The organism is Bradyrhizobium sp. AT1 (assembly GCF_001590795.1).
Classification (GTDB): domain Bacteria; phylum Pseudomonadota; class Alphaproteobacteria; order Rhizobiales; family Xanthobacteraceae; genus Bradyrhizobium.
Genome location: NZ_JXDL01000001.1, coordinates 1,223,887 through 1,248,740, shown reverse-complemented (window position 1 = coordinate 1,248,740; position 24,854 = coordinate 1,223,887). Strand labels below are relative to the sequence as shown.

Genomic DNA, 24,854 nt, shown 5'->3' with positions numbered 1-24,854 from the left:
TTGGTGGCGTCAGCCGCCTTGCGCTTGCGCACCAGCTCGATGACGCTCTCCAGGGTCTCCTTGTCGCCTTGCGACGTCGACGACGTCGCAGCGACTGCGGCCGGGACCACCGGCTTGCGCGGCGCGGCATGCTGGCGCGTCGCCGGCGCCAGCACAGGAGCCGCGACGGGCTTCGGAGCAGGAGCAGCGGGTCTGACGGTGGCCGTCGCCGCCGGCGCGGGCGCCGCTTTCGGTGGCGAAGCGCTGGCGGCCGGATGCGACTTCGGCGCAGGCGCCGCTGCCGCTGGCTTCGGCTTGTCCTTGGTGGCGGCGTTCTTGCCGGTCTCTTTGCCGGAATCCTTGCCGGTTTCCTTGCCTGCTCCCTTGGCCGGTTTCTTTGCGTCTTTGGCCGGAGCGGCCGCGGCGCCTTTGCTCGCGCCCTTCGCTGCGTCTTTGCCGGTTCCCTTGGACGAGCCCTTTGCCGCGTCCTTTGCAGCGTCTTTGGCGGCGGCTGGCTTTGCGGTGCCCTTGGCAGTCTCCGCCGGCGTCTCGTTGGACTTGGCGAGGGCGGCGCAGCCGACCGACAGCCCTGCCATCAGGCAAACGACCAGGCCGGTGGACCGCCAAGCGGCACGAGGGAATGAGGTCACGGGTTTCGTCGCCCCGAATCAGTCAAGTGGCTCAAGATCTAGCTGTATTTGATTGAATATGCGGACAAAATACCAACAGCCGCTTACCTGGGGCCGATTTGCACCACCACCGCGGCAAAATCGCGGCCTAAACGGTGCGTCACACGGAAGCGGGCCTTTTACCGGCGGGATAGACCCGATATGAATGGCGCTTGCTCGAGAGATAGCCGCGTACGGAGGAAGTCCATGGCAGCCAAGACGAAATTCCGGGGGTCGTTCACCGCCTTGGTCACGCCGTTCAAGAACGGCTCGCTGGACGAGGCGGCGTTCCGCTCGCTGGTCAACTGGCAGATTTCAGAGGGCACCAACGGCCTGGTCCCGGTCGGCACCACCGGCGAGAGCCCGACGCTCAGCCATGACGAGCACAAGAAGGTGGTCGAATGGTGCATCGCTGAAGCCAAGGGCCGTGTGCCTGTGATCGCCGGGGCGGGCTCCAACTCGACCAAGGAGGCGATCGAGCTTTCCCAGCACGCCGAGAAGGCGGGCGCGGACGCCGTGCTGGTGGTGACGCCCTACTACAACAAGCCGACCCAGGAAGGCATGTACCAGCACTTCAAGGCGATCAACGACGCGATCGGGATTCCCATCATCATCTACAACATCCCGCCGCGCTCGGTGATCGACATGTCGGTCGACACCATGAAGCGGTTGTGGGAGCTGAAGAACATCGCTGGCGTCAAGGACGCCACCGCCAGCATGGTGCGCGTGTCGCAGCAGCGCGCGGCGATGGGCGAGGAGTTCAACCAGCTCTCGGGCGAGGACGCCACCATCATCGGCTACATGGCCCATGGCGGCCATGGCTGCATCTCGGTGACCTCGAACGTCGCGCCGCGCCTGTGCTCGGAGTTCCACGTCGCCTGGGCGAAGGGCGACACCAAGGCGGCGCTCGCCATCCACGACAAGCTGATGCCGCTGCACAACAACCTCTTCATCGAGAGCAATCCGGCGCCGATCAAATATGCGATGTCGCTGCTCGGCAAGCTGGAAGAGACGCTGCGGCTGCCGATGGTGCCGGTTTCCGAGCCGACCCGCGTTGCGGTCCGCAGCGCCATGGTGCACGCTGGCCTGATCAACTGACGCGCCAGTTTTGCGGGGAGCCGTTCATGAGCGTCGACGAAAAGGGCACGCGCATGCTCAAGGAATTCCGCGAATTCGCCATGAAGGGCAACGTCGTCGATCTCGCGGTCGGCGTCATCATCGGCGCGGCCTTCGGCGCCATCGTCACGTCGCTGGTCGGTGACATCATCATGCCGATCATCGGCGCGGTCACCGGCGGCCTGGACTTCTCGAACTACTTCGTCCCCTTGTCGAAGGCGGTCACAGCCACCAACTTGGCTGATGCGAAAAAGCAAGGCGCCGTACTTGCTTACGGCAGCTTCCTGACGCTGACGATCAACTTCGTCATCATCGCCTTCGTGTTGTTCCTGGTGATCCGCGCCATGAACACCTTGAAGCGCAAGGAGGAGGCCGCGCCCGCCGCGCCGCCGAAGCCGTCGGCCGAGGTCGAGCTTCTCACCGAGATCCGCGATCTCCTCAAGAAGTGACGCGCGCGCTTCATCCGAACTGTTAGCTTACGTGCGCATCTCGATCAGGTTTGTCTGCCATGGCCGATAAAAACGAACGTCCAATCAAGGTCATGGCGGAAAATCGCAAGGCCCGCTTCAACTATGCGATCGAGGACACGATCGAGGCGGGCATTGCGCTGACCGGAACCGAGGTCAAGTCGATCCGCAACGGCAAGAGCACGATTGCGGAATCCTACGCCGATTCCAAGGATGGCGAGATCTGGCTGATCAACGCCACCATTCCCGAATATCTGCAAGGAAATCGCTTCAATCACGAGCCGAAGCGGCCGCGTAAACTGCTGCTGCACCGCCGGCAGATCAACAAGCTGATGGGCGCCGTCGATCGCGAGGGCATGACGCTGATCCCGCTCAAGCTCTATTTCAACGAGCGTGGGCGCGCCAAATTGCAGCTCGCGGTTGCAAAGGGCAAGAAGCTGCACGACAAGCGCGAGACCGAGAAGAAGCGCGATTGGAGCCGGGAGAAGGGCCGCTTGATGCGGGCGAGGGGCTGACGGGATGATCCAGCGAAACCTGCTCGAGGTCGATTGGACCCGGATTCCAGCGCCGGAAGATGACGGCGGCGCCGCTCATCTCAAGGGCATGTCGCTGCCGTCGATCGGCCTGCTCGCAACCAACGACACGTCAGTCACACTGTCGGCGCTGCGGGGCCGCACCGTGGTGTTCGCCTATCCGCGCACGGGCGAGCCCGGCAAGATCGCGCTGGTCGACGATTGGGACATGATTCCCGGTGCGCGCGGCTGCACGCCGCAGACCTGTGCGTTTCGCGATCTGTTCGCCGAGCTGAAGGCCGCCGGCGCCGCCCAGGTGTTCGGCCTCTCGACCCAGAGCAACGAATACCAGACCGAGATGGCCTCGCGGCTGCATCTGCCGTTCCCCGTGCTGTCAGACGAGAAGCTGGCGCTGACGCGCGCCCTGAACTTGCCGACGATGCAGGTCGCCGGCCTGACCCTGATCAAGCGCCTTGCGCTTGTTATCGACGACAGCAGGATCACGCACGTCTTCTATCCCGTGTTTCCGCCCGACCGGAACGCCGGCGACGTGCTGGACTGGCTGAAGGCCAATCCGGTCAAAGCCTGAACCGAGGCGCTAGTCGAGGTCCGCCTTCACCTTGGCGAACACCGAGCGGAACATGTCTGCCGTCAGCACGCCGGTGTTCGTGTTGTAGCGCGAGCAATGATAGCTGTCGTAAAGCTTGAACGCGCCGGCCTGATGCACGGCGCCGTGGCCGAAGGGGGCTTGAGAAGCCTTCAGCTTCAGCGGCTTGAGCACGCTGTCGTGCGCAATTCGCCCGAGCGCGAGGATCGCGCGCAGCTTCGGCATCGTCTCGAGATTCGCGACCAGAAACTGCCGGCAGGTGTTGATCTCGACCGGCAGCGGCTTGTTCTGCGGCGGCACGCAATGCACGGCATTGGCGATCCGGCAGTCGACCAGCTTCAGGCCGTCATCGGGCCGGGCCTGATAGGTGCCCTTGGCGAACCCGTATTCGAGCAGCGTGGCGTAGAGCAGGTCGCCGGCATAATCGCCGGTGAACGGCCGCCCCGTGCGGTTGGCGCCCTGCATCCCCGGCGCGAGGCCGACGATCAAGAGCCGCGCCTTGATGTCGCCGAAGGGCGCGACCGGCGCATTGTGCCACAACGGCTCACGCGCCCGGTTCGCCTCGCGAAAGGCGACCAGACGCGGACAGAGCGGACAATCGCGGTCGGGAACGACGGTGGAAGGCTGGCGGCTTGACCGGGCCGCCTCACTCCTCGAAGTCGTCATCGCCCCTCGGCGCCATCGTGGTTGCGCGCTGGAGGAATTGCGGGGCGTGGTGGCGTTCGCCACGCTCGCCGCGGTCACGCGGGGCGGGGCGTTCGGACGGATCGCGGCCGAGCTTGGATTGCAGCTCGACGAGGTCGGTGAAGACGTCGGCCTGGCGGCGCAGCTCGTCGGCGATCATCGGCGGCTGGCTGGCGATGGTGGAGATCACGGTGACCCGTACGCCGCGGCGCTGCACGGCCTCTACCAGGGAGCGGAAATCGCCGTCGCCCGAGAACAGCACCATCTGGTCGATGTGCTCGGCGAGCTCCATGGCATCCACGGCGAGCTCGATGTCCATGTTGCCCTTGACCTTGCGGCGGCCGGAGGCGTCGATGAATTCCTTGGTCGCCTTGGTGACGACAGTGTAGCCGTTGTAGTCGAGCCAGTCGATCAGCGGGCGGATCGAGGAGTATTCCTGATCCTCAATGATCGCGGTGTAGTAGAACGCCCGCAACAACGTCCCGCGGCTCTGAAATTCCTTCAGCAGGCGCTTGTAGTCGATGTCGAAGCCGAGAGTTTTCGCCGTCGCGTAGAGATTGGCTCCGTCGATGAAGAGCGCGATCTTGTCGGTAGAGGAAGGTGACATTCAGTTTGCTCGCGTAGTGTTCGTGATTGATCGTTTTATTGTTGGCGCGGCGACAGCAGGCCGCGCATTTCTACAGTGCCGCTAAGACCCGTCGAAACCGCAAATCCGGAGAAGTCGGGGCAATCAAGGTATAGTTATGGCGGACTTTCATAACCCCGGCGCTGCCCTCGATGACAGCCCGGGAAACCACCCATCCCAGCCCCAATGTGGGGGTAGCAGAGCCGTTTGGCGAGGCCAAATCACAAATTAGCCTTGCGAAACCGGCCCAGCCCCTATAACTAGCCCCAATCATCCACATATTTCGTCCCACCCACAACGGAGCGACAGTCCATGGCTCGCGTCACCGTAGAAGATTGTATCGACAAGGTCGACAACCGGTTTGACTTGGTCCTGCTGGCCGCCCACCGAGCCCGCATGATTTCGTCCGGTTCACAACTAACGGTTGACCGCGATAACGACAAGAACCCAGTTGTGTCTTTGCGCGAAATTGCCGAGACGACCATTTCGCCGGAGGATCTCCGCGAGGAGCTGGTGCACTCGCTCCAGAAGTTCGTCGAGGTCGACGAGCCCGAGCCGGATACGGTCCCGCTGATCGGTTCCGCGGGTGCGAGCGTCGATGCGGACGACACCGAAGTCGCCGTCGAGCGCATGACCGAAGAGGAGCTCCTGAAGGGTCTCGAAGGCCTCGCGCCGCCCGAGGAGCAGCCCGAGGAAGACGAGTAACTCGTCCGTCGCGATCCTCGACTTCTTGTGATCTTATCAAAGGCCCGAACCGTTGTTCGGGCCTTTGCTTTTGTTGACGTTTTCGTGGTTACCATAGCGTTGTCGATCGGCTGCGTCCTGTCACCGAATTGATCGGACACACGCGCGATCGGAGCTAAGATGTATACAGCGGGCTAGCCCAGGCTCGTTTGAAGGCAGGACGGCATGGTATATCAGCGCCGCAGATCCACGCAGATGCAGGCCGCAACCGAATCGGTTGCCGTGGCCCCGACTGCGCCGGTCGCGCGCCCGGCCAAGCCCCGCGCGCGCATGATGCGTCAATATGACCTCGTCGAGCGCGTCAGGTCCTACAATCCCAACACCAACGAAGACCTGCTGAACCGCGCCTATGTCTATGCCATGAAGGCGCACGGCTCGCAGACCCGCGCCTCGGGCGATCCGTATTTCTCGCATCCGCTCGAAGTGGCGGCGATTCTCACCGACCTGAAGCTCGACGACGCCACCATCGTGGCCGCGCTGCTGCACGACACGATCGAGGATACCGAGGCGACGCGGGCCGAGATCGACCAGATTTTCGGACCCGAGATCGGCGCGCTGGTCGAGGGCCTGACCAAGCTGAAGCGGCTCGAGCTGGTGTCGCGGGAGGCCAAGCAGGCCGAGAATCTGCGCAAATTGTTGCTGGCCATTGCCGATGATGTCCGCGTGCTCCTGGTCAAGCTCGCCGACCGTCTGCACAACATGCGCACGCTCGACTTCGTGCCGACGGAATCGCGCCGGCGCATCGCCGAGGAGACGCTCGATATCTATGCGCCGCTGGCGGGGCGCATGGGCATGCAGGAAATGCGCGAGGAGTTGGAGGATCTGTCCTTCCGCACCCTCGATCCCGAAGCCTATTCGGTCGTGATGCAGCGCCTCGACGCGCTCGCCGAGCGCAACCGTAATCTGATCGGCGAGATCGAGGACCAGTTGTCCAATAATTTGCGCCACCGGGGCCTCGGCGCGCGGGTCTATGGCCGTCGCAAGAAGCCGTTCTCGATCTGGACCAAGATGGAGCGCAAGTCGGTCGGCTTCGAGCAATTGTCCGACATCTTCGGCTTCCGGCTCGTCGTCAACGACATCGAGGCCTGCTACCGCGCGCTCGGTATCGTCCACACCACCTGGCCGGTCGTGCCGGGGCGCTTCAAGGACTACATCTCGACACCGAAGCAGAACGACTACCGCTCGATCCACACCACGGTGATCGGCCCCGGCAACCAGCGCGTCGAGCTGCAGATCCGCACCGAGGCGATGGACCAGATCGCCGAGCGTGGCATCGCCGCGCACGTCTTCTACAAGGAGGGCGTGGGGTCGCCGACCGAATTCCTCAAGCGCGAGTCCAACGCGTTCGCCTGGCTGCGCCACACCATCGGCATCCTCTCGGAGAGCGCCAATCCGGAGGAATTCCTCGAGCACACCAAGCTCGAGCTGTTCCACGACCAGGTGTTCTGCTTCACCCCGAAGGGCAAGCTGATCGCGCTGCCGCGCCATGCCAATGTGATCGACTTCGCCTATGCCGTGCATACCGATGTCGGCAACAGCGCGGTCGGCTGCAAGATCAACGGCCAGTTCGCGCCGCTGTCCTCGGAGCTGCAGAACGGCGACGAAGTCGAGGTGCTGACCTCGGAAGCGCAATCGGCGCCGCCTTCGGCCTGGGAGACGCTTGCGGTTACCGGCAAGGCGCGCGCCGCGATCCGCCGTGCCACGCGCACCGCGGTGCGCGATCAATATGCCGGTCTCGGCCGGCGCATCGTGGAGCGCCTGTTCGAGCGCGCCAAGATCGAATATGCCGACGACAAGCTCAAGGGTGCGCTGCCGCGGCTCGCGCGCACCTCGATCGAGGACGTGATGGCGGCCGTGGGGCGCGGCGAGATCAAGGCCTCCCACGTCGCGCGTGCGATGTATCCCGATTACAAGGAGGAGCGCATCGCGCGCTACGGCGTCAAGAAGGGTCTCGCCGCCAAGCTCAAGGAGAAGTCGTCGGAGCCGCCGCGCAGCCCGGTCGCGATTCCGATCCGCGGCATCAATTCCGACCTGCCGATCAAGTTCGCGCCGAACGGCGGCGCGGTGCCGGGGGACCGCATCGTCGGCATCGTCACGCCGGGCGAGGGCATCACGATCTACCCGATCCAGGCGCCGGCCCTGAAGGATTTCGAGGAGGAGCCGGAGCGCTGGCTCGACGTCCGCTGGGACATCGAGGACTCCGCGCCGCAGCGCTTCCCGGCCCGCATCAGGGTCGAGAACGTCAACGAGCCGGGCGCGCTCGCGCAGATCGCGACCGTGATCGCCGAGCACGACGGCAACATCGACAACATCAGCATGCAGCGCCGTTCGCCGGACTTCACGGAGACGACGATCGATCTGGAAGTCTACGATCTGAAGCACCTCAGCGCGATCCTGGCACAGCTGCGCGCCAAGGCGGTCGTCGCCAAAGTCGAACGTGTTAACGGATGATGCTCGTCGTTGCCGGGCTTGACCCGGCAACCCATCTCTTCAAAGAAGATGGATGCGCGGGTCGAGCCCGCGCATGACAGGTGAAATCTCATTTCGTGAGTCCTGAAATGCCCGCTTCGAAGCTCCGCCTCGGCGTCAATATCGATCACGTCGCAACCGTGCGTAACGCGCGCGGTGGTCGCCATCCCGATCCGGTGCGCGCCGCCCTGCTGGCGATCGAGTCGGGCGCCGACGGCATCACCGCCCATTTGCGCGAGGATCGCCGCCACATCCGCGACGAGGACATGGCGCGGCTGAAGGCCGAGATCTCCAAGCCGCTCAATTTCGAGATGGCGGCGACCGACGACATGATGCGCATCTCGCTCGCCACCAAACCGCACGCGGTATGCCTGGTGCCGGAGCGGCGCCAGGAGGTGACCACCGAAGGCGGGCTGGACGTGGTCGGCCAGCACAACGCGCTGGCGCCCTATATCGCGCGGCTGAACGATGCCGGTATCCGCGTCTCCCTGTTCATCGCCGCCGATCCCGCCCAGATCGAGATGGCGGCGCGGCTGCGCGCACCGGTGATCGAGATCCATACCGGCGCCTGGTGCGACGCCGTCACGGACGGCCACACCGACAAGGCCGAGGCTGAGTGGAAGCGGATCGTGACGGGCGTGAAGCTCGCCAAGGCGGCCGGGCTGGAGGTTCATGCCGGCCACGGGCTCGATTATGCGACCGCGGAGACGATCGCGGCCCTGCCTGAGATCATGGAGCTGAACATCGGCTATTACATGATCGGCGAAGCGCTGTTCGTCGGTCTCGCCGAGACAGTGCGCAGCATGCGCGCGGCGATGGACCGCGGACGGAGCCGGGCATGATCATCGGCATCGGCTCCGACCTGATCGACATCACCCGGGTCGCCAAGGTGATCGAACGCCACGGCGAGCGCTTCCTCGACCGTATCTTCACTGCGGCGGAGCGGGCCAAGGCGGAGCGTCGCGCCAAGAACGAGAAGATGGTGGTGGCGACCTACGCCAAACGCTTCGCCGCGAAGGAAGCCTGCTCCAAGGCGCTCGGCACCGGCATCCGGCGCGGGGTGTGGTGGCGCGACATGGGGGTGGTCAACCTGCCGGGTGGGCGGCCGACCATGCAACTGACCGGCGGCGCCCTGGCCCGGCTTCAGGCCCTGACACCCGAGGGGTTCGAGACCCGGATCGACCTGTCGATTACCGACGACTGGCCGCTGGCGCAGGCTTTCGTCATCATTTCGGCCGTGCCGCTGCCGAGACCCTGACCGGCCGGCGGGAATTTTATGATTTGTGTTATAAATCAATATCTTATGAAGTTTTCATGCGATCCTTGATTGCGTGGCCTCCGACAACCGTCTAAAAGTCCGCGGACGCAAATCAGCTTGGGTAAGTTCGGCTTTACGCCGGAATTGGCCCTCACTATCAGAATCAGGACAATCTCCTTGCGCCGCGAACCGGTGGGCCGTTCGCGGGAGGAGGGCGCTCTGTGATCGCCGGCCGGAATTGAGAGAGCAATGAGCGTGACTTCAGGAACGAAAACTGAGAGCGGCGTCGGCGAAACGATCCGGGTCGTGATCCACGCTCTCCTGATCGCGCTGGTGATCCGCACCTTCCTGTTCCAGCCTTTCAACATCCCGTCGGGGTCGATGAAGGCGACGCTGCTGGTCGGCGACTATCTGTTCGTCTCGAAATATTCCTACGGCTATAGCCATTATTCGATTCCGTTGTCGCCGCCACTGTTCTCCGGGCGGATCTGGGGCTCGGATCCGCAACGCGGCGACATCGTCGTGTTCCGCCTGCCGAAGGACGATTCCACCGATTACATCAAGCGCGTGATCGGCCTTCCCGGCGACCGCATCCAGATGCGGGACGGGCTGCTCTACATCAACGACACGCCGGTCGAGCGTCAGCGGATGAGCGAGTACGTCGGTGAGGAGCCTTGCGGCTCGGAAGGCGGCGGCATCTCCCGGGTGAAGCGCTGGAAGGAAACGCTGCCGAACGGCGTGTCCTACGAGACGCTGGACTGCGCCGACAACGGCTATGTCGACAATACCAACGTCTACACCGTGCCATCAGGCCATTTCTTCATGATGGGCGACAACCGCGACAATTCCACCGATAGCCGCTTTCTCGGCCAGGTCGGCTATGTGCCGCAGGAGAATCTGATCGGCCGCGCCCAGATGATCTTCTTCTCCATCGCCGAAGGCGAGCATGCCTGGATGTTCTGGCGCTGGCCGTGGTCGGTGCGCTGGAATCGCTTCTTCAAAATCGTCCGATGAAAGACGAAGCCAAGGACATCGCGATCGAACCGACCGAGGCCCAGGCGGGCCCCGACGGCGAAGCTGCGACCAAGAGCCTTGCGACCAAGTCTCCTGAAACCAAGACTCCTGACGTCAAGACTTCCGAGACCAAGGCGCCCGCGAAGAAGAAGCGGACGCGGAGCAAGGCCAAGGCCACCGATGCCAACGCGGCGCTCGAGGCGCGCATCGGCTACAGCTTCACTGACCCGAACATGCTGATGCAGGCGATCACGCACGTCTCGGCGCTGAAGTCCGGGCGCAAGCGCGGCGACAGCTATCAGCGGTTGGAATTCCTCGGCGACCACGTGCTCGGGCTCGTCGTCTCCGACATGCTCTATCACGCCTTCCCGAACGCTGATGAGGGCGAGCTGTCCAAGCGTCTTGCCGAGCTCGTGCGCAAGGAAAGCTGCGCCGACGTCGCCAAGTCGCTCGGACTGCTCGACGACATCAAGCTCGGCTCGGTCGGCTCCAGCGCCGACGCTCGCCTGCGCAAATCCATCCTCGGCGACATCTGCGAGGCCGTGATCGGGGCCGTCTTCCTCGACGGCGGCTACGCGGCGGCGTCCGAGTTCGTCAAACGTAACTGGACCGAGCGCATGCACAAGCCGCGCCGTCCCTTGCGCGATCCCAAGACTGTGCTGCAGGAATGGGCGCAAGGAAAGGGGCTGCCGACGCCGGTTTACCGCGAGGTCGAGCGCACCGGTCCGCACCACGATCCGCAATTCCGCGTCGCCGTCGATCTGCCGGGGCTCGCGCCGGCGGAAGGCATCGGCGGCAGCAAGCGCGCAGCGGAGAAGGTGGCAGCTTCAGTGATGATCGCGCGTGAAGGTGTTGGCGGCGGCAATGACGGTTGAAGCAAGCGGCGAGACGCCGACGGCAACGCGCTGCGGCTTCGTTGCGCTGATCGGTGCGCCGAATGTCGGCAAGTCCACGCTGGTCAATGCGCTGGTCGGGGCCAAGGTCACGATCGTCTCGCGCAAGGTGCAGACCACGCGCGCGCTGATCCGCGGCATCGTGATCGAGAACAACGCGCAGATCATCCTGGTCGACACGCCCGGCATCTTCCTGCCGAAGCGGAGGCTCGACCGCGCCATGGTTTCGACCGCCTGGAGCGGAGCGCATGATGCCGATCTCGTCTGCGTGCTGCTCGATGCCAAAACAGGCATCGACGAGGAGGCCGAGGCGATCCTCACCAAGGCTGCCAGCGTCAATCACGAGAAGATCCTCGTCATCAACAAGGTCGATCTGGTCCAGCGTGAGAAGCTCTTGGCGCTGGCGCAGGCCGCCAACGAGCGCATGAAGTTCGCGCGGACCTTCATGATCGCGGCGATTTCCGGTGACGGCGTCGACGACCTCCGCAAGACGCTTGCGGAAATGGTGCCGCCGGGTCCGTACCTCTACCCCGAGGACCAGATGTCCGACGCGCCGATGCGGCAGCTGGCGGCGGAGATCACGCGCGAGAAAATCTATCAGAAGCTGCACCAGGAATTGCCCTATCAGTCCACGGTCGAGACCGAGAAGTGGGAGGAGCGCAAGGACAAGTCGGTGCGGATCGAGCAGACGATCTTCGTGGAGCGCGAAAGCCAGCGCAAGATCGTGCTCGGCAAGGGCGGCGCCACCATCAAGTCGATCGGCGCGGACTCGCGCAAGGAGCTGATGCAGATCCTGGACGTGCCGGTGCATCTGTTCCTGTTCGTCAAGGTGCGCGAGAACTGGGGCGACGATCCCGATCGCTATCGCGAGATGGGTCTGGACTTCCCCAAGGAATAATCGAGAACAGATCGGTATCCGATGAGCGTGCCCAGCAACGTCCGGCGCTTCGAAGCGCTGCTCTATGCATCGTTGATGCTGGACGCCTTGTCCGTTGCGGTGCAGGACCGCACGCCCAATGCCGAGATGACCGAGCAGATGATCATGACGGCGACCTTGCTCGCCGGCGGCATGATCCTGCTCCTGGTCTATTTCGTCAGGCTGGCCGCGCATCATCGCAAGAACTGGCCGCGCTGGGTGCTGGCGGCAGCCCTCGTCCTGACGGTGATCTCGCTCGGCCAGATCATCGGCGAGAGGGGCATGGAGCTCGACAGCGCCATCGAGATCGTGTCGTGCGCGCTGACGACGATGGGCCTGTATTTCTCCTTCACCGGCGACGCGCAGGGCTGGTTCAACGCGTGAAGGCGTGCTGCTAGGATCGGTAGGAGTAGGCGATGATCGCCGCGCTCACGACGATGGCCCAGATAACGAATCCGGTGACGACGCCGAGCGCCGGAGACAGGATCACTCGGCCTTCTGCAGATCGCGTGATCTGAAGGAAGCCGGTCCAGCTTATACTGGTCATGACTTTCGGGAATTCGACGGTGACCTTGCCGAGGGTGACGGCGAACAGCAACGCGAGTGCTGTGAAATAGAAAATGGCCGGCAATGCGTCGAAGATTGCCCACCACAGCAGCCAGACGACCAACTCGAGGATTGAGAGAAACAGAAGGGCAATAATGTCCATTGTGATCCAGGTGGTGTCTGATCTTCTGCATCAAAGCATATGGCGCTATAATTAACACATGGAATGGACCGACGAAGGCATCGTGCTGGGTGTGCGGCGGCATGGCGAATCCAGCGCCATCGTGGAGCTCTTGACGCGCGCGCATGGCCGGCATCTCGGCCTTGTCCGCGGCGGTGCCAGCTCGCGGCTGCGGCCGCTTTTGCAGCCGGGCAACAGTGTCAGCGCGGTGTGGCGGGCGCGGCTCGACGAGCATCTCGGCACCTATGCGATCGAGGGATTGAAGCTGCGAGCGGCGACGCTGCTGGGATCCTCTCATGGGGTCTACGGCGTCACCCATCTGGCTTCGATCGCGCGGCTCTTGCCCGAGCGCGATCCGCACGAGGACATATTTGCGCTGCTCGAGCATTCGCTCGACGATTTCGACGATATCGGCGGCGCGGCCGTGCACGTCATCCATTTCGAGCTGGCGATGCTGGCCGAGCTCGGCTTCGGGCTGGCGCTGGAAAATTGTGCGGTGACTGGCGAGACCACCGACTTGATCTACGTCTCGCCGAAATCCGGCGGCGCGGTGTCGCGCGGCGCCGGCGAGCCGTGGCGTGACCGCCTGTTGCGACTGCCGCCGTTCCTGCGTCATGGCGAAGTCGCCCGCGATCTCACCGAGCAGGATCTGCAGGACGGCTTTCGGCTCACAGGCCTGTTCCTCTTGCGCCATGTGCTGGAGCCGCGCGGGCAGGGCCATTCCGACGCGCGTGCCGGCTTTATCAACGCTCTGATCCGGCAGCAGGCGAGGGCGGCGATCCCGGCGCCATGAGCCGAGCGGGACTCAGCCTTGTCCCGCAGCATGGCGTTCCCCCGGAACGAATTCGGCTCGGTCGAGTTCGCCCTGAGGTTCCACAACGGGGACAGCCTAAATGTTGATCAGGGGATTCGCCTTGTCCGCGGCGCTGCTCACGTTTGCGCCTGATGCCATGGCCGGCGAGCCGCAGCCGGGCGCGTTTCGACGCGCCTCCTGCACCGTGGTGCGGTACTATGTGGCCAGATATTCCGCTGCGGCCGCAGAGACATGGGCCCGATCGAAGGGCGCGACGGATGCCGAGATCGAGGCCGCCCGGCGTTGCCTGACCAATGCGCCGGCACCCGCCCAGGCCCAGACCCCGACCGTGACGGCCGGCTGGGCCGGCCACTAGCGGCCCGCAGGGAACCAATCCATCCTTGCCCGATTCGCTTCCACGGTTTAACCGGGCGGCATGGGAAAACGATTGATTCCGCCGCAAGAGCCGGCCGAAATCCACGAAGTGCCGCTGCGAGAAGCGCTGGAAGAGCGTTATCTCGCCTATGCGCTCTCCACCATCATGCACCGCGCGCTGCCCGATGCGCGCGACGGCTTGAAGCCGGTTCATCGCCGCATCCTCTACGGCATGCGCCTGCTGAGGCTCGACCCCGGCACGGCCTTCAAGAAATCCGCCAAGATCGTCGGCGACGTGATGGGCTCGTTCCATCCGCATGGCGACCAGGCGATCTACGATGCCATGGTCCGCCTCGCGCAGGATTTCTCCTCGCGCTACCCGCTGGTCGACGGCCAGGGCAATTTCGGCAATATCGACGGCGATAACCCGGCCGCCTACCGCTACACCGAAGCGCGCATGACCGACGTCGCGCGGCTTCTGCTCGAAGGCATCGACGAGGACGGCGTCGAGTTCCGCCCCAATTACGACGGACAGTCGAAGGAGCCGGTCGTGCTGCCCGGCGGCTTCCCGAACCTGCTCGCCAACGGCGCGCAGGGCATCGCCGTTGGCATGGCGACCTCTATCCCGCCGCACAACGCGGCCGAGCTGTGCGACGCCGCGCTGCATCTGATCGAGAAGCCGGACGCCAAATCCAGGGCGCTGATGAAGTGGGTGAAGGGCCCGGACTTCCCGACCGGCGGCATCTGCGTCGATTCCAAGCAGGCCATTGCCGAAGCCTACACCACCGGCCGCGGCTCGTTCCGCGTTCGCGCGCGCTGGTCGCAGGAGGAGGGCGCGCGCGGCACCTGGGTCGTCGTCGTCACCGAGATTCCCTTCCTGGTGCAGAAGTCGCGGCTGATCGAGAAGGTCGCCGAACTGCTCGACCAGAAGAAGCTGCCGCTGGTCGGCGACATCAGGGACGAGTCGGCCGAAGACGTCCGCATCGTGATCGAGCCGAAGTCGAAGAACGTCGATCCCGCCTTGATGATGGAATCGCTGTTCCGGCTGACCGAGCTCGAAAACAAGATTCCGCTGAACCTGAACGTTCTGATCAAGGGCAAGGTGCCCAAGGTGGTGGGGCTCGCGGAGTGCCTGCGCGAATGGCTCGACCATCTGCGCGACGTCCTGATCCGCCGCAGCAACTACCGCAAGGCCGAGATCGAGCGCCGGCTCGAAATCCTCGGCGGCTTGCTGATCGCCTATCTGAATATCGACGAGGTGATCCGGATCATCCGCACCGAGGACGAGCCCAAGCCGGCGCTGATCAAGGCGTTCAAGCTCACCGAGGTGCAGGCCGAAGCCATCCTCAACATGCGCCTGCGTTCCTTGCGCAAGCTCGAGGAAATGGAGATCCGCACCGAGGACAAGGATCTGCGCAAGGAGCTGAAGGGCCTCCAGGGGCTGCTCGCCTCCGAGCCCGAACAATGGAAGAAGGTCGGCGAGCAGGTCGCCAAGGTCCGCGACATGTTCGGGCCGAAGACGCCGCTCGGCAAGCGCCGCACCACCTTTGCGGATGCGCCCGAGCATGATCTCGCCGCGATGGAGGAAGCCCTGGTCGAGCGCGAGCCGGTGACGGTCGTCGTCTCCGACAAGGGCTGGATCCGCACCATGAAGGGCCATGTCGAGGATCTCTCGGGGCTCGCCTTCAAGCAGGACGACAAGCTCGGCTTTGCGTTCTTCGCCGAGACCACCTCGAAGCTGCTGCTGTTCGCCACCAACGGCAAGTTCTACACGCTCGACGTCGCCAAGCTCCCGGGCGGCCGCGGCCACGGCGAGCCGATCCGCCTGTTCATCGACCTCGAACAGGAGGCGGCGCCCGTCGCGTTGTTCGTCAACAAGGGCGGGCGCAAATTCCTGGTTGCGAGCACCGAGGGCCAGGGCTTTGTCGTGAGCGAGGACGATTGCGTCGGCACCACCAAGAAGGGCAAGCAGGTCCTCAACGTCGACATGCCGAACGAGGCGCGCGCGATCACTGAAGTGCTCGGCGATACCGTCGCCGTCATCGGCGAGAACCGCAAGATGCTGGTCTTCCCGCTCGACCAGGTGCCGGAGATGGCGCGCGGGCGCGGCGTGCGCCTGCAGAAGTACAAGGATGGCGGCCTCTCGGATATCGCCGTGTTCGAGGCCAAGGCCGGCCTGACCTGGAAGGACTCCGCAGGCCGCGAATTCTCCGCGACCATGAAGGAGCTCAGCGAGTGGCAAGGGACTCGCGCCGATGCCGGCCGCCTGCCGCCGAAGGGTTTCCCGAAGTCGAACAAGTTCGGGCGGGTGATCGGGTAGGGGCCTGTGTCCCGGACGCGCTGCAGCGTGCAACGCTGCTGCGCAGAGCCGGGACCCACGCGGCACCGCTTGCTCGGAGACATGACCCCCGGCTCTGCAGCGCACCGCTGACCGGACGATGCTTCGCATCGCCGGGAGAGCGTTGCGCTGCGTCCGGGGCACGAGAGTACGTGTCGTGCACATCTTCCTCGACCGAATGCGACAGCATCACCTTCCAATTCGCATTCCACCGCGCAGTACGCTCTGATACCGTTCGCGACGCCGGTGGTCTGGAATGTCGAGAATAAACCCGATGTACGATGTCATTGTTGTCGGCGGCGGCTCCGCCGGCGCTGCTGTTGCGGCACGGCTGTCCGAGGATCCCGCGCGCCGCGTGCTGCTGCTGGAAGCCGGGCTCGACTGGCGCGCCGATGAGGCGCCGTGGGAGGTGCGGACGCCGAACCCGATCCCGATCATCCACAAGCGCGAGTACCAGGAGAAATGGCAGTGGCCCGACCTTCTGTCGCGCCGGGTGGCGGGGCAGGAGCCGCGCTTCTACTGGCGCGGCAAGGGGCTTGGCGGCTCGTCGATGATGAACGGCCAGATCGCGATCCGCGGCGTTGCCGATGCCTTCGACGAATGGGCCGCCAATGGCTGCACCGGCTGGTCGGCGAAGGATGTGATGCCCCTGTTCTCCGTGATCGAGGATGATTTTGAGTTCGGCGACGCCGCAGGTCACGGCCGCGGCGGACCGCTGCCGGTCTATCGCGCAGCTCCGGACAAATGGGGTCCTATCGATCGCGGCTTGCGCGATGCGGCGCTGGCGAGCGGCTATCCCTGGTGCGTCGATCTCAATGGCCCCGACGGCGAGGGCGTTGCCTGCTATCCCATCAACAGCCGCGACTTGCGCCGCATCAGCACCAACGAGGCCTATCTCGAGCCGGCGCGCGGCCGTGCCAATTTGGAGATCCGGGGCTGTGCGCTGGTCGATCGAGTCCTGGTCAGCGACGGCAGGGCGACTGGCGTCCGTGTCCATATCGAGGGGCAGGGCACCCAGGAGATCAGCGCGCGCCAGATCGTGCTGTGCGCCGGCGCGATCCACAGTCCGGCGATTCTGCTGCGCTCGGGCATTGGCCCTGCCGAGGAGTTGAAGGCAATGGGGATCGCGGTCGCGCGCGATCTGCCGGTCGGCAGGCATTACTTCGACCACCCATTGTTTCGCGCCACCATCCAGCTCCACGAAAATTTGCGGCCGACCGATCCGGACACGCGCCATACCAATTGCTGCGTGACCTATTCCTCGGGCCTCGCCGATGGCGGCAAGCGCGACATGATCCTGATCGCGTTCAATCATCGCGGCATCGGTAACTCCGGGGCGATCGGCGCCGGGCTGTTCAATGCCTATTCGCGCGGCACGCTCAAACTCGCCTCGACCGATCCCACGATCGATCCCATCGTCGAGGAGAACATGCTGGCCGATCCCCGCGACATGCTGCGCATGATGGATGCGGTGAGGCGGCTCGCCGTGATCACCTCGCAGCCGGCGCTGTCCGGCATCGCCGACTGGATCCGGCTCGCCGACACCGATCTGACGCTGCCGCAGGCGGCCAAGCTGCCGGATCACGAGCTCGACGCCGTGCTGCGCCGTGAGACCGGCGACATCCAGCACGCCGCCGGCAGCTGCCGCATGAGCGGCGTCGATGATGCCAATGGCGTGGTCAACCCTGACGGCACCGTGAAGGGCATCGCCGCCTTGCGCGTCGCCGACGCCTCGATCATGCCGTCGGACTGTCGCGCCAACACGCATTTCACCACGGTGGTGATCGGGGAAGCGATCGCGCGGATGATGATGCGGTAGTGCGACAACGACGGTGGTCGTGGCCCGCGGCTCTCGCAATGACGGAGCAAAGGGCGAGGGCGTCGTTCTCCAATTCACATCAAGCCAGCAGACGCACGTTGACCTTCCCGCGGCGCGTCTCGCCCGAGTTTTGCGTCATGTGCCGCGCCCGAATGACAAGGGCGCAGGGAAGGCCGGGCGCCGGCGGCACCCGCAGGTCCGTGGGCGTAAAGAACGCACACGGGGTGGACCACAGGTGTGCCGGTCGCCCGGCCTTCCCTGCGCGATGGTTTTAACGGTGTCCTTCGTGCTCTCCTTGGGGAGCGTTGCACTATTGCCCCCATCGCCTTGCGGCTGATCGATGCGCGTGCCGGTCGGCCGCCGCATCACCGCGAGGCTTGACGCCAGAACCGCGGGCGTCGGGACCACACGACTTCTCCGTCCGCGCACGTCCTCGCATGTCGCTCCGAGGGGTGGCGTGTGCTCGCCCCCGAAGCCATGCGAAGACGCTGTCGGCACCGTGTCGTGTGCGCGGCAAGCCATTGCTCACGGTGTCCCGCCCTGCAATGTCGCTCGCGCCGACGCCGTCGCGTCCATCGCTGCCCAGCCCGCGGTTCGTGACGATCGCGATCCGCCCCTTGTCTCGGGCCAGGGTGTTTTGCTTGTACGACAAATCCGAATTTCGGTAAAGTGGAATATTTTACGAGGCTGGGCTTGACAGGCGGCGTCGTCGCAATGACCGGGTTGTTTTGCCCGACGGCACAGGGGTCGCGTTTCGGCAGCCGGGCAGCAAATTGCTCAAAATGGCTCGACGAGGTTTCCTTTTTGCCCGCTTTCGTCCATAGTTCGGCATGGCAAAAATAAGAGTGAGCTTCAAACCACTTCGCAAGTCCGAGGGCGACTGGGTCATCATCGCCGAGTATCCAGGCTCAGAACCCCGAGAAATAACCGGCTTCGCGAGCAAAGCCGAAATCGACGATTGGATGAACGGAGAGCGTCGGATTTCTTGGCTCCGATCGCAGGGCTACGCCAAGTGAGATGAGACCCGTCCGGCCATCGCGTCCGTCTGGACTTATGGCTCGGGTGAACGTCTGTTTGTCCTTTTGCGATCCGAGTTCCCTCGCCCGAAGCCGCGACTCTCGCTGCCGGCCGAAGCTCTCACGGCAAACGGGGTGATCAACACTTGGGGGCCATTCCCTAACTCTCGCCGCGTCAATCTACGGGTGCAAGGACCCAGTCATGACCAAAAAACGCTCAGCCGAGCAGCAGATCGCCGATGAGGCCGACCGCAAGGCGCAAAACCCGAACGCAGCGCGGCAGACCATCGCGGATAGCCAAGCCGATCCGCAGTTTCATGAAAACCACAAGCGTCTTAGAGCGGAGCGGCTGGCGCGAGACGAGGCGCGCAAGACGTCCAAATGAGCACTTAATCGTACACGTGAGGATAGATCCTAGATCACCTCCGCCAACCTTTAGCGCCACGCCCGCCGCGCGGCTGCCCGCCAGCGCGGTCAGCATCCCCAGCTTGAAGCGGAAGATCGCCTTCGCCGCCGCGATCGACAGCACCAGCGCTACGCTCGTCAGCCCGTGGGGAGCGGCCTGCAGAGAGTATTCGAACGCGACAACAATGTTGCCGCGCTCGTCGTCGATTCCAGGCATTCGCGGATTATTGGGTCGGCGGTAGTACGGCCTGCGAGGTCTGCTGCGGCAGGTTTGTGTAGGTTGCGCTCTCCTTGGTGCAGATATCCCGAAACACCACGACGCCGGCTTGCGGATATTCCTTCACAAGGCAGTTGCAATTGTTGTTGACGACCGGAGCAGGGGCTGCCGCTACGGCGGGCGCTGGCGTGCTTGCAACCACGGTAGCGGGTCGCTGAACGACGACTGTCTCCTTTACCACCGGCGCGGTCGGGATATACACGGGCCTGTTCACAACGACCGGCACCGGTCGGACGACGACCGGCGACGGCACATAGACCGGAGGAGGCGCCGGGCGCGGATAGACGACGACCTGGGGCTGCACCGGCCGAGGGCCGGGCACGACGACGACGGGGCGCTGGCCGCCGTTTCCGCCATATCCACCGAAGTGCGGACCGATTTGAGGGCGGGTCTGGGACGCATTGCCGTACTGTCCGTTCGGACCCCAGCCGGCCTGTGCTGCGTTGCTAGTGACACCAGCCGCTACACTCATCAAAACCATCGCCGCCGCCGTCTTCGTGATCATCGCCGTCTTCGTCATGGTCCACCTGTTTGTTTGCACCAGATTGTCGCCGTAGGATGAGTGATAGCCGGACCTGACGCGCCTATCCGTGACGCCGCGCACACAAGTGGCAACAGCGTCCTCCGATGGAATGAGGAAATGACGCGAGGGAGGCTTTCCGCAGCTCCCATCTTGAAGCCGCGTCACGTTTGCTGCGTGAAGCTTAATCCGGGCTCACCCGTTCGGGCTGATGCCGATTGACATGACGCACTGCCGGTCCTCGCAGCCGAGCTCTTCGCCGACCAGGCCCGTGTCGCGCGATCTCTTGTGGCCCAAGGCCGCCATGAGGTGCTGTCGCTGCAACGTCTCGATGGCAATCCGGACGCGGCGCGTCACGGTGTGCTAGATGACCCCCGCCAACCTGAGCGCCACGCCTGCCGCGCAGCTGCCCGCCAGCACGGTCAGCATCCCCAGCTTGAACCGGAAGATCGCCGTCGCCGCCGCGATCGACAGCACCAGCGCCGGCACGTCGACGCTGGTCAGCACCGGCCTGTCGAAGTTCAGCGGGAACGCGTGCACCGGCACGGTTTCGCGAAACAGGGTGTGCAGGGCGAACCAGATCGAGAGGTTGAGGATCACACCGACCACCGCGGCGGTGATCGCGCTGAGCGCGCCGGCAAGGCCGGTGTTGCCGCGCAGGCGCTCGATATAGGGCGCGCCGACGAATATCCAGAGGAAGCAGGGCGTGAAGGTGACCCAGGTCGCGAGCAGGCCGCCAAGGGTCGCCGCGAGCATCGGAGACAGCCCGCTCGGATCGCGATAGGCCGCCATGAAGCCCACGAACTGCAGCACCATGATGAGGGGGCCCGGCGTGGTCTCGGCCATGCCGAGGCCGTCGAGCATCTCGTGCGGCTTCAGCCAGTGATAATGCTCGACCGCCTGCTGGGCGACATAGGCCAGCACCGCATAGGCGCCGCCGAAGGTGACCAGCGCCATCTTCGAGAAGAACAGTGCGATCTGGCTGAACACGTTAGCCTGACCCAAGGCGGCGAGCAGCGCGATGACAGGCACCAGCCAGAGCGCCAGCCACAGCGCACCGACGCGGATCCCGCGCGCGGTGTCGGGCTTGACGTGGTCGGGCACGGCCTCACCAAGCATGCTGTCGATCGCAGCGCCGCTGCCGCCATGGCCGTGACCGGCCGGGGCAAATTCGGGGCGGCCGCTGCGCGCGCCGACATATCCGATCAGGCCGGCGGCGATGATGATGATCGGGAAGGGCACCGCGAAGAAGAAGATCGCGACGAAGGCGATGGCTGCGAGCGCAATCATGATGCGGCTCTTCAACGCGCGCTTGCCGACGCGCACCACGGCCTCGACAACGATGGCGAGCACGGCAGCCTTCAGGCCGAAGAACAGCGCCTCGACGAAGCTGACATTGCCGAAAGCCGCGTAGATGTAGCTGAGGCCCATGATGGCGATGATGCCGGGCAGGATGAACAGCCCGCCCGCCATCAGCCCGCCGGCGGTGCGATGCATCAGCCAGCCGACATAGGTCGCGAGCTGCTGCGCCTCCGGGCCCGGCAGCAGCATGCAATAGTTCAGCGCATGCAGGAAGCGGCCTTCGGAGATCCACTTCTTCTCCTCGACCAGGATGCGATGCATCACCGCGATCTGGCCCGCGGGGCCGCCGAAACTGAGACAGGCGACGCGAAGCCAGACGCGAAAGGCTTCGTTGAAGCTGATGCCGTGACCGGCATCAGCTCCTGCTCGAACGTTACGAATGTCCATTACGCCTTCACCTTGTTGGTCGGCCAGTTGTGGGTCTCGGCCGTCGCATCGCGGCACCAGCGGTAGAAGGCATCGTAGAGCGTCATGCCGGCCTCGAGCTGTTCGAGGTCGGTGTCATACATCCGCGACAGCCCGAGCGAGGCTGCGAGCAGGCCCGGTGCCTCGGGCGCGAGGTCCGGCCGCGCGGTGTCGGCGCCGCGCACCAGCGTCGCGAGCCGGAGCAGGGCCGGGGTGGCGATGCCGAACTCCTCGATCATCACGTCGAAGGTGCAGAGCTCGCCGCGGTGACTCCAGAACACGTTCTCGATGTCGAAGGGCGCTGCATTGAAGCGCTCGCCGACGGCGATCACCTCGGACGGCGCCACGAACAGGAACACCGCGCCCGGGTCGACGAAGCGGCGGATCAGCCAGGGGCAGGCGATGCGGTCGACCTTGGGCCGCGCCCGCGTCACCCAGACAGTGCGTCCCTTGGCATCGCGCGGCGGCAGCTTGCGGGCGTCGACCAGCGGCAGCTTGGCCGCTTTCCAGCCCTCGAAGCCATCTTCCAGGGTTTCGGCTTCGGCGCCGAGCTGCCTCAGCCAGGCGGCCGTGCCCTGCGCCAGCTTGGCGCCGCGCAGGCAAGAGACGACCGCGCGGCGACCGGCAAGGGCGCCGCCCCATTCCGCGACGGTCTCGTGGCTGAGCTTGATCGAGCCGGGAATCAACCGCCGGTCGGCGGCGAAATCCTCCTCGGTACGGACGTCGATCAGGACAGGAGTATTGGCCGTGCCGATCAGGCGCGCCAATTTATCGGATGATATGGTCGTGAACGTAGGCATGATGCGTCCTCGCATGAATCAGACGGGACGCGATACTTAGGCATGTCGCCTCGTGGGGAGATCGCTCAAATCCCCATGGGCCAATTACAGCGAAACTAAGAAGCACTGTCAATCCGCCGGACGATTGCGCCTTCGAAAATTGCGGTCCGCCGGGCTATACTGAACCCCGACAGACCTGAATCTCCTGGAGAATTCGATGCATTCCCATTCCATCGAACAATGGACCCACGATCATGCCTTCCTGGGCGAGAAGCATGACGAGAACGAGCGGCGCACCTGGTTTGTGGTGGTGCTGACGCTGGTCATGATGGTCGGCGAGATCGTGGCCGGCTCGCTGTTCGGCTCGATGGCGCTGCTCGCCGACGGCTGGCACATGGGCACGCATGCGGCCGCGTTGGGCATCGCCGCCTTTGCCTACCGCTTCGCGCGGCGGCATCTGGGAAATGCGCATTTCACCTTCGGCACCGGCAAGTTCGGCGATCTCGCGGCCTTCGCCAGCGCGATCATCCTGGGCCTGATCGCGATCGAGATCGCCTATGAAAGCGTGCTGCGGCTGATCAATCCGGTGCCGATCGTCTATGGCGAGGCGATGTTGGTGGCCGCGCTCGGATTGTGCGTCAATCTCGCCAGCGCGTGGCTGCTGCGCGACAGCCATGATCATCACCATCACGGTCATGAGCACGGCCATGCACATGACGACCACGATCACCATGGCCATCACCACCATCGTCACGACAACAATCTTCGCGCGGCCTATGTCCATGTCATGACCGATGCCGCGACTTCGGTGCTGGCGATCGCCGCGCTCGCGGTCGCCATGGTTTCGGGCTGGGTGTGGGCCGATCCCGCCGTCGGCCTGATCGGCAGCGCGGTGATCGCCAGCTGGGCGTTCGGCCTCGTCAAGTCGTCCGGCGCGGTGCTGCTCGACGTGCGCGCCGACGAGAAGCTGGAGCGGGTGATCCGCGCGCGCATGGAGGTTGGCGAGGACCGCGTCACCGATCTGCATCTGTGGCAGGTCGGCCCCGGCCATTGTGCCGTGCTGCTCTCGGTGGTGTCGGACAAGCCGAAGCAGCCGGCCGTCTACAAGCGGCGGCTCGCCGGGCTGAAGGGCCTCAGCCACGTCACGGTGGAGGTCGAGACCTGCCCGCATTGACAGGGCGGAATTTGGCCGCGCGGCCGGGGTTGATCCTCGTTCGCAGCGGCATGGCTGCAAGGGAGAAACGATCAAGGGAGGAACAATGATGTCCAGGACCACGTTCGCGCTCGCCATCGCTGCATTCGCTCTGTCCGGCCCCATGGCGCTCGCGCAATCGACCGGCGTCGAAAGGCTCTATGTCCTCAATTGCGGCGAAGGCACCGCGGGCGATATCTCGCGTTGGACCCCCGGCTTGAACGAAGGCAAGACCATGGACTTCGTCGACAGCTGCTATTTGATCAAGCACGCCAAGGGCTGGTTCCTGTGGGACACCGGCATCGCCGATGCCGTCGCCGCGATGCCGAATGGTCTGGTGCCCGCCGATCCCAAGGCCGTGACCTGGCGGCGGCCGAAGACGTTGCAGGCGCAGCTCGAGCAGCTCGGCCTTAAGCCTGATGACGTCAAGGCGATGGCCGTCTCGCACACGCATCCGGACCACACCGGCAATGTCGAGCTGTTCCCGCAGTCGATGCTCTACGTGCAGAAGGCCGAATATGACTGGCCCGGTGCCAACAACACGCCGCGGTTCAAGCCATCGCATCCGGTCGAGCAGCTCGCCGGGGACAAGGACGTGTTCGGCGACGGCAGCGTCACGATCCTGTCGACGCCCGGCCACACGCCGGGACACCAGTCGCTGCTGGTGAAATTGCCCAAGACCGGCGCGGTGGTGCTGTCAGGCGATGCCGTGCACTTCAAGGACAACTGGGACAATCGCCGGGTGCCCGGCATGAACGTCGACAAGGACCAGACCACGGCCTCGATGCAGAAGATCGCCGACACGCTCGCCAGGGAGAAGGCGCAGCTCTGGATCAACCACGACAAGGCCCAGCGCGACAGCCAGAAGCTGGCGCCGGAGTTTTACGACTGAAG

At 64.5% G+C, this 24,854-nt stretch carries 25 protein-coding genes and 1 pseudogene; 18 read left to right on the top strand and 8 right to left on the bottom strand.

Going from position 1 to position 24,854, the window contains the following annotated elements:
• Window positions 1–575, bottom strand: a pseudogene (locus SE92_RS05895) (lytic transglycosylase domain-containing protein); the annotation flags it as partial.
• Between the two features lie 279 nt (window positions 576–854).
• Between SE92_RS05895 and dapA the strand changes: the two are divergent.
• From dapA to SE92_RS05875, 4 genes are read left to right on the top strand one after another with little or no spacing between them, the layout of a single operon-like run.
• Window positions 855–1,745, top strand: a complete 891-nt coding sequence (gene dapA / locus SE92_RS05890) for a 4-hydroxy-tetrahydrodipicolinate synthase (protein ID WP_063194886.1) — start codon at window positions 855–857, stop codon at window positions 1,743–1,745.
• A 26-nt stretch (window positions 1,746–1,771) separates the two neighbouring features.
• Window positions 1,772–2,212 (top strand): large conductance mechanosensitive channel protein MscL, encoded by a 441-nt coding sequence (gene mscL / locus SE92_RS05885; RefSeq protein WP_283806756.1) that lies wholly within the window; start codon window positions 1,772–1,774, stop codon window positions 2,210–2,212.
• A gap of 59 nt (window positions 2,213–2,271) precedes the next feature.
• On the top strand, window positions 2,272–2,745 hold the full coding sequence (gene smpB, locus SE92_RS05880; protein ID WP_027530006.1) for an SsrA-binding protein SmpB: 474 nt from the start codon (window positions 2,272–2,274) through the stop codon (window positions 2,743–2,745).
• A gap of 4 nt (window positions 2,746–2,749) precedes the next feature.
• Complete coding sequence (locus tag SE92_RS05875) at window positions 2,750–3,331, top strand: peroxiredoxin (protein WP_063194885.1); 582 nt, start codon at window positions 2,750–2,752, stop codon at window positions 3,329–3,331.
• A gap of 9 nt (window positions 3,332–3,340) precedes the next feature.
• Here the strand turns inward: SE92_RS05875 and SE92_RS05870 are convergent, their stop codons facing one another.
• Both SE92_RS05870 and SE92_RS05865 read right to left on the bottom strand, forming a co-directional pair.
• The gene (locus SE92_RS05870; protein ID WP_063194884.1) at window positions 3,341–4,015 is read right to left on the bottom strand and encodes a uracil-DNA glycosylase; all 675 of its coding nucleotides are present in this window, start codon (window positions 4,013–4,015) and stop codon (window positions 3,341–3,343) included.
• Window positions 3,996–4,640, bottom strand: a complete 645-nt coding sequence (locus SE92_RS05865; RefSeq protein WP_063194883.1) for a LabA-like NYN domain-containing protein — start codon at window positions 4,638–4,640, stop codon at window positions 3,996–3,998. Before SE92_RS05865 ends, SE92_RS05870 begins: the two co-directional genes overlap by 20 nt.
• 330 nt (window positions 4,641–4,970) lie before the next feature.
• Between SE92_RS05865 and rpoZ the strand changes: the two genes are divergently transcribed.
• The 8 genes from rpoZ (at window position 4,971) to SE92_RS05825 (ending at window position 12,336) form a co-directional block, all read left to right on the top strand.
• Complete coding sequence (gene rpoZ / locus SE92_RS05860; RefSeq protein ID WP_007603391.1) at window positions 4,971–5,363, top strand: DNA-directed RNA polymerase subunit omega; 393 nt, start codon at window positions 4,971–4,973, stop codon at window positions 5,361–5,363.
• A 204-nt stretch (window positions 5,364–5,567) separates the two neighbouring features.
• Window positions 5,568–7,853, top strand: coding sequence for a RelA/SpoT family protein (locus SE92_RS05855; RefSeq protein ID WP_063194882.1), 2,286 nt, complete (start codon window positions 5,568–5,570; stop codon window positions 7,851–7,853).
• A gap of 107 nt (window positions 7,854–7,960) precedes the next feature.
• Window positions 7,961–8,713: a pyridoxine 5'-phosphate synthase gene (locus SE92_RS05850; RefSeq protein ID WP_063194881.1), complete on the top strand. Its 753-nt coding sequence runs from the start codon at window positions 7,961–7,963 to the stop codon at window positions 8,711–8,713.
• Window positions 8,710–9,129, top strand: a complete 420-nt coding sequence (gene acpS / locus SE92_RS05845) for a holo-ACP synthase (RefSeq protein ID WP_063194880.1) — start codon at window positions 8,710–8,712, stop codon at window positions 9,127–9,129. The genes SE92_RS05850 and acpS overlap by 4 nt, the downstream gene beginning before the upstream one ends.
• A 249-nt stretch (window positions 9,130–9,378) precedes the next feature.
• Window positions 9,379–10,143, top strand: coding sequence for a signal peptidase I (gene lepB / locus SE92_RS05840; protein WP_063194879.1), 765 nt, complete (start codon window positions 9,379–9,381; stop codon window positions 10,141–10,143).
• Window positions 10,140–11,018: a ribonuclease III gene (gene rnc, locus SE92_RS05835; RefSeq protein WP_063194878.1), complete on the top strand. Its 879-nt coding sequence runs from the start codon at window positions 10,140–10,142 to the stop codon at window positions 11,016–11,018. Before lepB ends, rnc begins: the two co-directional genes overlap by 4 nt.
• Entirely contained in the window at window positions 11,008–11,934 is a 927-nt protein-coding gene (era, locus tag SE92_RS05830; RefSeq protein WP_063194877.1) for a GTPase Era, read from the top strand. Before rnc ends, era begins: the two co-directional genes overlap by 11 nt.
• 21 nt (window positions 11,935–11,955) lie before the next feature.
• A complete protein-coding gene (locus SE92_RS05825) occupies window positions 11,956–12,336 on the top strand; it encodes a hypothetical protein (protein ID WP_063194876.1) in 381 nt (126 codons plus the stop codon).
• Between the two features lie 10 nt (window positions 12,337–12,346).
• On the opposite strand, the gene SE92_RS05820 is transcribed toward SE92_RS05825, so the two are convergent.
• Window positions 12,347–12,661, bottom strand: a complete 315-nt coding sequence (locus tag SE92_RS05820) for a hypothetical protein (RefSeq protein ID WP_063194875.1) — start codon at window positions 12,659–12,661, stop codon at window positions 12,347–12,349.
• A gap of 58 nt (window positions 12,662–12,719) precedes the next feature.
• Between SE92_RS05820 and recO the strand changes: the two genes are divergently transcribed.
• From recO to SE92_RS05800, 4 genes are all read left to right on the top strand, one after another.
• Entirely contained in the window at window positions 12,720–13,472 is a 753-nt protein-coding gene (gene recO / locus SE92_RS05815) for a DNA repair protein RecO (RefSeq protein WP_063194874.1), read from the top strand.
• Between the two features lie 100 nt (window positions 13,473–13,572).
• Window positions 13,573–13,848 carry a hypothetical protein gene (locus tag SE92_RS05810; RefSeq protein ID WP_063194873.1) on the top strand — a complete coding sequence of 92 codons (276 nt, stop codon included), beginning with the start codon at window positions 13,573–13,575 and terminating at the stop codon, window positions 13,846–13,848.
• 60 nt (window positions 13,849–13,908) lie between these two features.
• Window positions 13,909–16,167: a DNA topoisomerase IV subunit A gene (gene parC, locus SE92_RS05805; protein WP_063194872.1), complete on the top strand. Its 2,259-nt coding sequence runs from the start codon at window positions 13,909–13,911 to the stop codon at window positions 16,165–16,167.
• A 292-nt stretch (window positions 16,168–16,459) separates the two neighbouring features.
• Window positions 16,460–18,004, top strand: coding sequence for a GMC family oxidoreductase (locus SE92_RS05800; protein ID WP_063194871.1), 1,545 nt, complete (start codon window positions 16,460–16,462; stop codon window positions 18,002–18,004).
• A gap of 1,233 nt (window positions 18,005–19,237) precedes the next feature.
• Here the strand turns inward: SE92_RS05800 and SE92_RS35640 are convergent.
• The 4 genes from SE92_RS35640 to SE92_RS05780 form a co-directional block, all read right to left on the bottom strand.
• A complete protein-coding gene (locus SE92_RS35640) occupies window positions 19,238–19,642 on the bottom strand; it encodes a hypothetical protein (protein WP_063194870.1) in 405 nt (134 codons plus the stop codon).
• 7 nt (window positions 19,643–19,649) lie between these two features.
• Window positions 19,650–20,207 carry a hypothetical protein gene (locus tag SE92_RS05790; RefSeq protein ID WP_157095161.1) on the bottom strand — a complete coding sequence of 186 codons (558 nt, stop codon included), beginning with the start codon at window positions 20,205–20,207 and terminating at the stop codon, window positions 19,650–19,652.
• A 378-nt stretch (window positions 20,208–20,585) separates the two neighbouring features.
• Window positions 20,586–21,971: a chromate efflux transporter gene (gene chrA / locus SE92_RS05785; RefSeq protein WP_063194868.1), complete on the bottom strand. Its 1,386-nt coding sequence runs from the start codon at window positions 21,969–21,971 to the stop codon at window positions 20,586–20,588.
• Window positions 21,971–22,789 carry a chromate resistance protein ChrB domain-containing protein gene (locus SE92_RS05780; RefSeq protein WP_063203363.1) on the bottom strand — a complete coding sequence of 273 codons (819 nt, stop codon included), beginning with the start codon at window positions 22,787–22,789 and terminating at the stop codon, window positions 21,971–21,973. The genes chrA and SE92_RS05780 overlap by 1 nt, the downstream gene beginning before the upstream one ends.
• Window positions 22,790–22,985: 196 nt before the next feature.
• Here SE92_RS05780 and dmeF point away from each other — a divergent pair, with 196 nt between their 5' ends.
• A complete protein-coding gene (gene dmeF / locus SE92_RS05775; protein WP_063194867.1) occupies window positions 22,986–23,942 on the top strand; it encodes a CDF family Co(II)/Ni(II) efflux transporter DmeF in 957 nt (318 codons plus the stop codon).
• 85 nt (window positions 23,943–24,027) lie between these two features.
• Complete coding sequence (locus tag SE92_RS05770) at window positions 24,028–24,852, top strand: N-acyl homoserine lactonase family protein (protein WP_063194866.1); 825 nt, start codon at window positions 24,028–24,030, stop codon at window positions 24,850–24,852.
• The last annotated feature ends 2 nt before the right edge of the window (window positions 24,853–24,854 follow it).

Coding starts and splice junctions, on each gene's coding strand:
- chrA (WP_063194868.1), bottom strand. CDS start 21,971: ATGGACATTCGTAACGTTCGAGCAGGAGCTGATGCCGGTCACGGCATC.
- dapA (WP_063194886.1), top strand. CDS start 855: ATGGCAGCCAAGACGAAATTCCGGGGGTCGTTCACCGCCTTGGTCACG.
- SE92_RS05855 (WP_063194882.1), top strand. CDS start 5,568: ATGGTATATCAGCGCCGCAGATCCACGCAGATGCAGGCCGCAACCGAA.
- mscL (WP_283806756.1), top strand. CDS start 1,772: ATGAGCGTCGACGAAAAGGGCACGCGCATGCTCAAGGAATTCCGCGAA.
- SE92_RS05820 (WP_063194875.1), bottom strand. CDS start 12,661: ATGGACATTATTGCCCTTCTGTTTCTCTCAATCCTCGAGTTGGTCGTC.
- SE92_RS05770 (WP_063194866.1), top strand. CDS start 24,028: ATGATGTCCAGGACCACGTTCGCGCTCGCCATCGCTGCATTCGCTCTG.
- era (WP_063194877.1), top strand. CDS start 11,008: ATGACGGTTGAAGCAAGCGGCGAGACGCCGACGGCAACGCGCTGCGGC.
- SE92_RS05850 (WP_063194881.1), top strand. CDS start 7,961: ATGCCCGCTTCGAAGCTCCGCCTCGGCGTCAATATCGATCACGTCGCA.
- SE92_RS05825 (WP_063194876.1), top strand. CDS start 11,956: ATGAGCGTGCCCAGCAACGTCCGGCGCTTCGAAGCGCTGCTCTATGCA.
- SE92_RS05865 (WP_063194883.1), bottom strand. CDS start 4,640: ATGTCACCTTCCTCTACCGACAAGATCGCGCTCTTCATCGACGGAGCC.
- acpS (WP_063194880.1), top strand. CDS start 8,710: ATGATCATCGGCATCGGCTCCGACCTGATCGACATCACCCGGGTCGCC.
- SE92_RS05870 (WP_063194884.1), bottom strand. CDS start 4,015: ATGACGACTTCGAGGAGTGAGGCGGCCCGGTCAAGCCGCCAGCCTTCC.
- SE92_RS35640 (WP_063194870.1), bottom strand. CDS start 19,642: ATGCCTGGAATCGACGACGAGCGCGGCAACATTGTTGTCGCGTTCGAA.
- SE92_RS05780 (WP_063203363.1), bottom strand. CDS start 22,789: ATGCCTACGTTCACGACCATATCATCCGATAAATTGGCGCGCCTGATC.
- rnc (WP_063194878.1), top strand. CDS start 10,140: ATGAAAGACGAAGCCAAGGACATCGCGATCGAACCGACCGAGGCCCAG.
- SE92_RS05875 (WP_063194885.1), top strand. CDS start 2,750: ATGATCCAGCGAAACCTGCTCGAGGTCGATTGGACCCGGATTCCAGCG.
- lepB (WP_063194879.1), top strand. CDS start 9,379: ATGAGCGTGACTTCAGGAACGAAAACTGAGAGCGGCGTCGGCGAAACG.
- rpoZ (WP_007603391.1), top strand. CDS start 4,971: ATGGCTCGCGTCACCGTAGAAGATTGTATCGACAAGGTCGACAACCGG.
- SE92_RS05800 (WP_063194871.1), top strand. CDS start 16,460: ATGTACGATGTCATTGTTGTCGGCGGCGGCTCCGCCGGCGCTGCTGTT.
- parC (WP_063194872.1), top strand. CDS start 13,909: ATGGGAAAACGATTGATTCCGCCGCAAGAGCCGGCCGAAATCCACGAA.
- smpB (WP_027530006.1), top strand. CDS start 2,272: ATGGCCGATAAAAACGAACGTCCAATCAAGGTCATGGCGGAAAATCGC.
- SE92_RS05810 (WP_063194873.1), top strand. CDS start 13,573: ATGTTGATCAGGGGATTCGCCTTGTCCGCGGCGCTGCTCACGTTTGCG.
- SE92_RS05790 (WP_157095161.1), bottom strand. CDS start 20,207: ATGATCACGAAGACGGCGGCGGCGATGGTTTTGATGAGTGTAGCGGCT.
- recO (WP_063194874.1), top strand. CDS start 12,720: ATGGAATGGACCGACGAAGGCATCGTGCTGGGTGTGCGGCGGCATGGC.
- dmeF (WP_063194867.1), top strand. CDS start 22,986: ATGCATTCCCATTCCATCGAACAATGGACCCACGATCATGCCTTCCTG.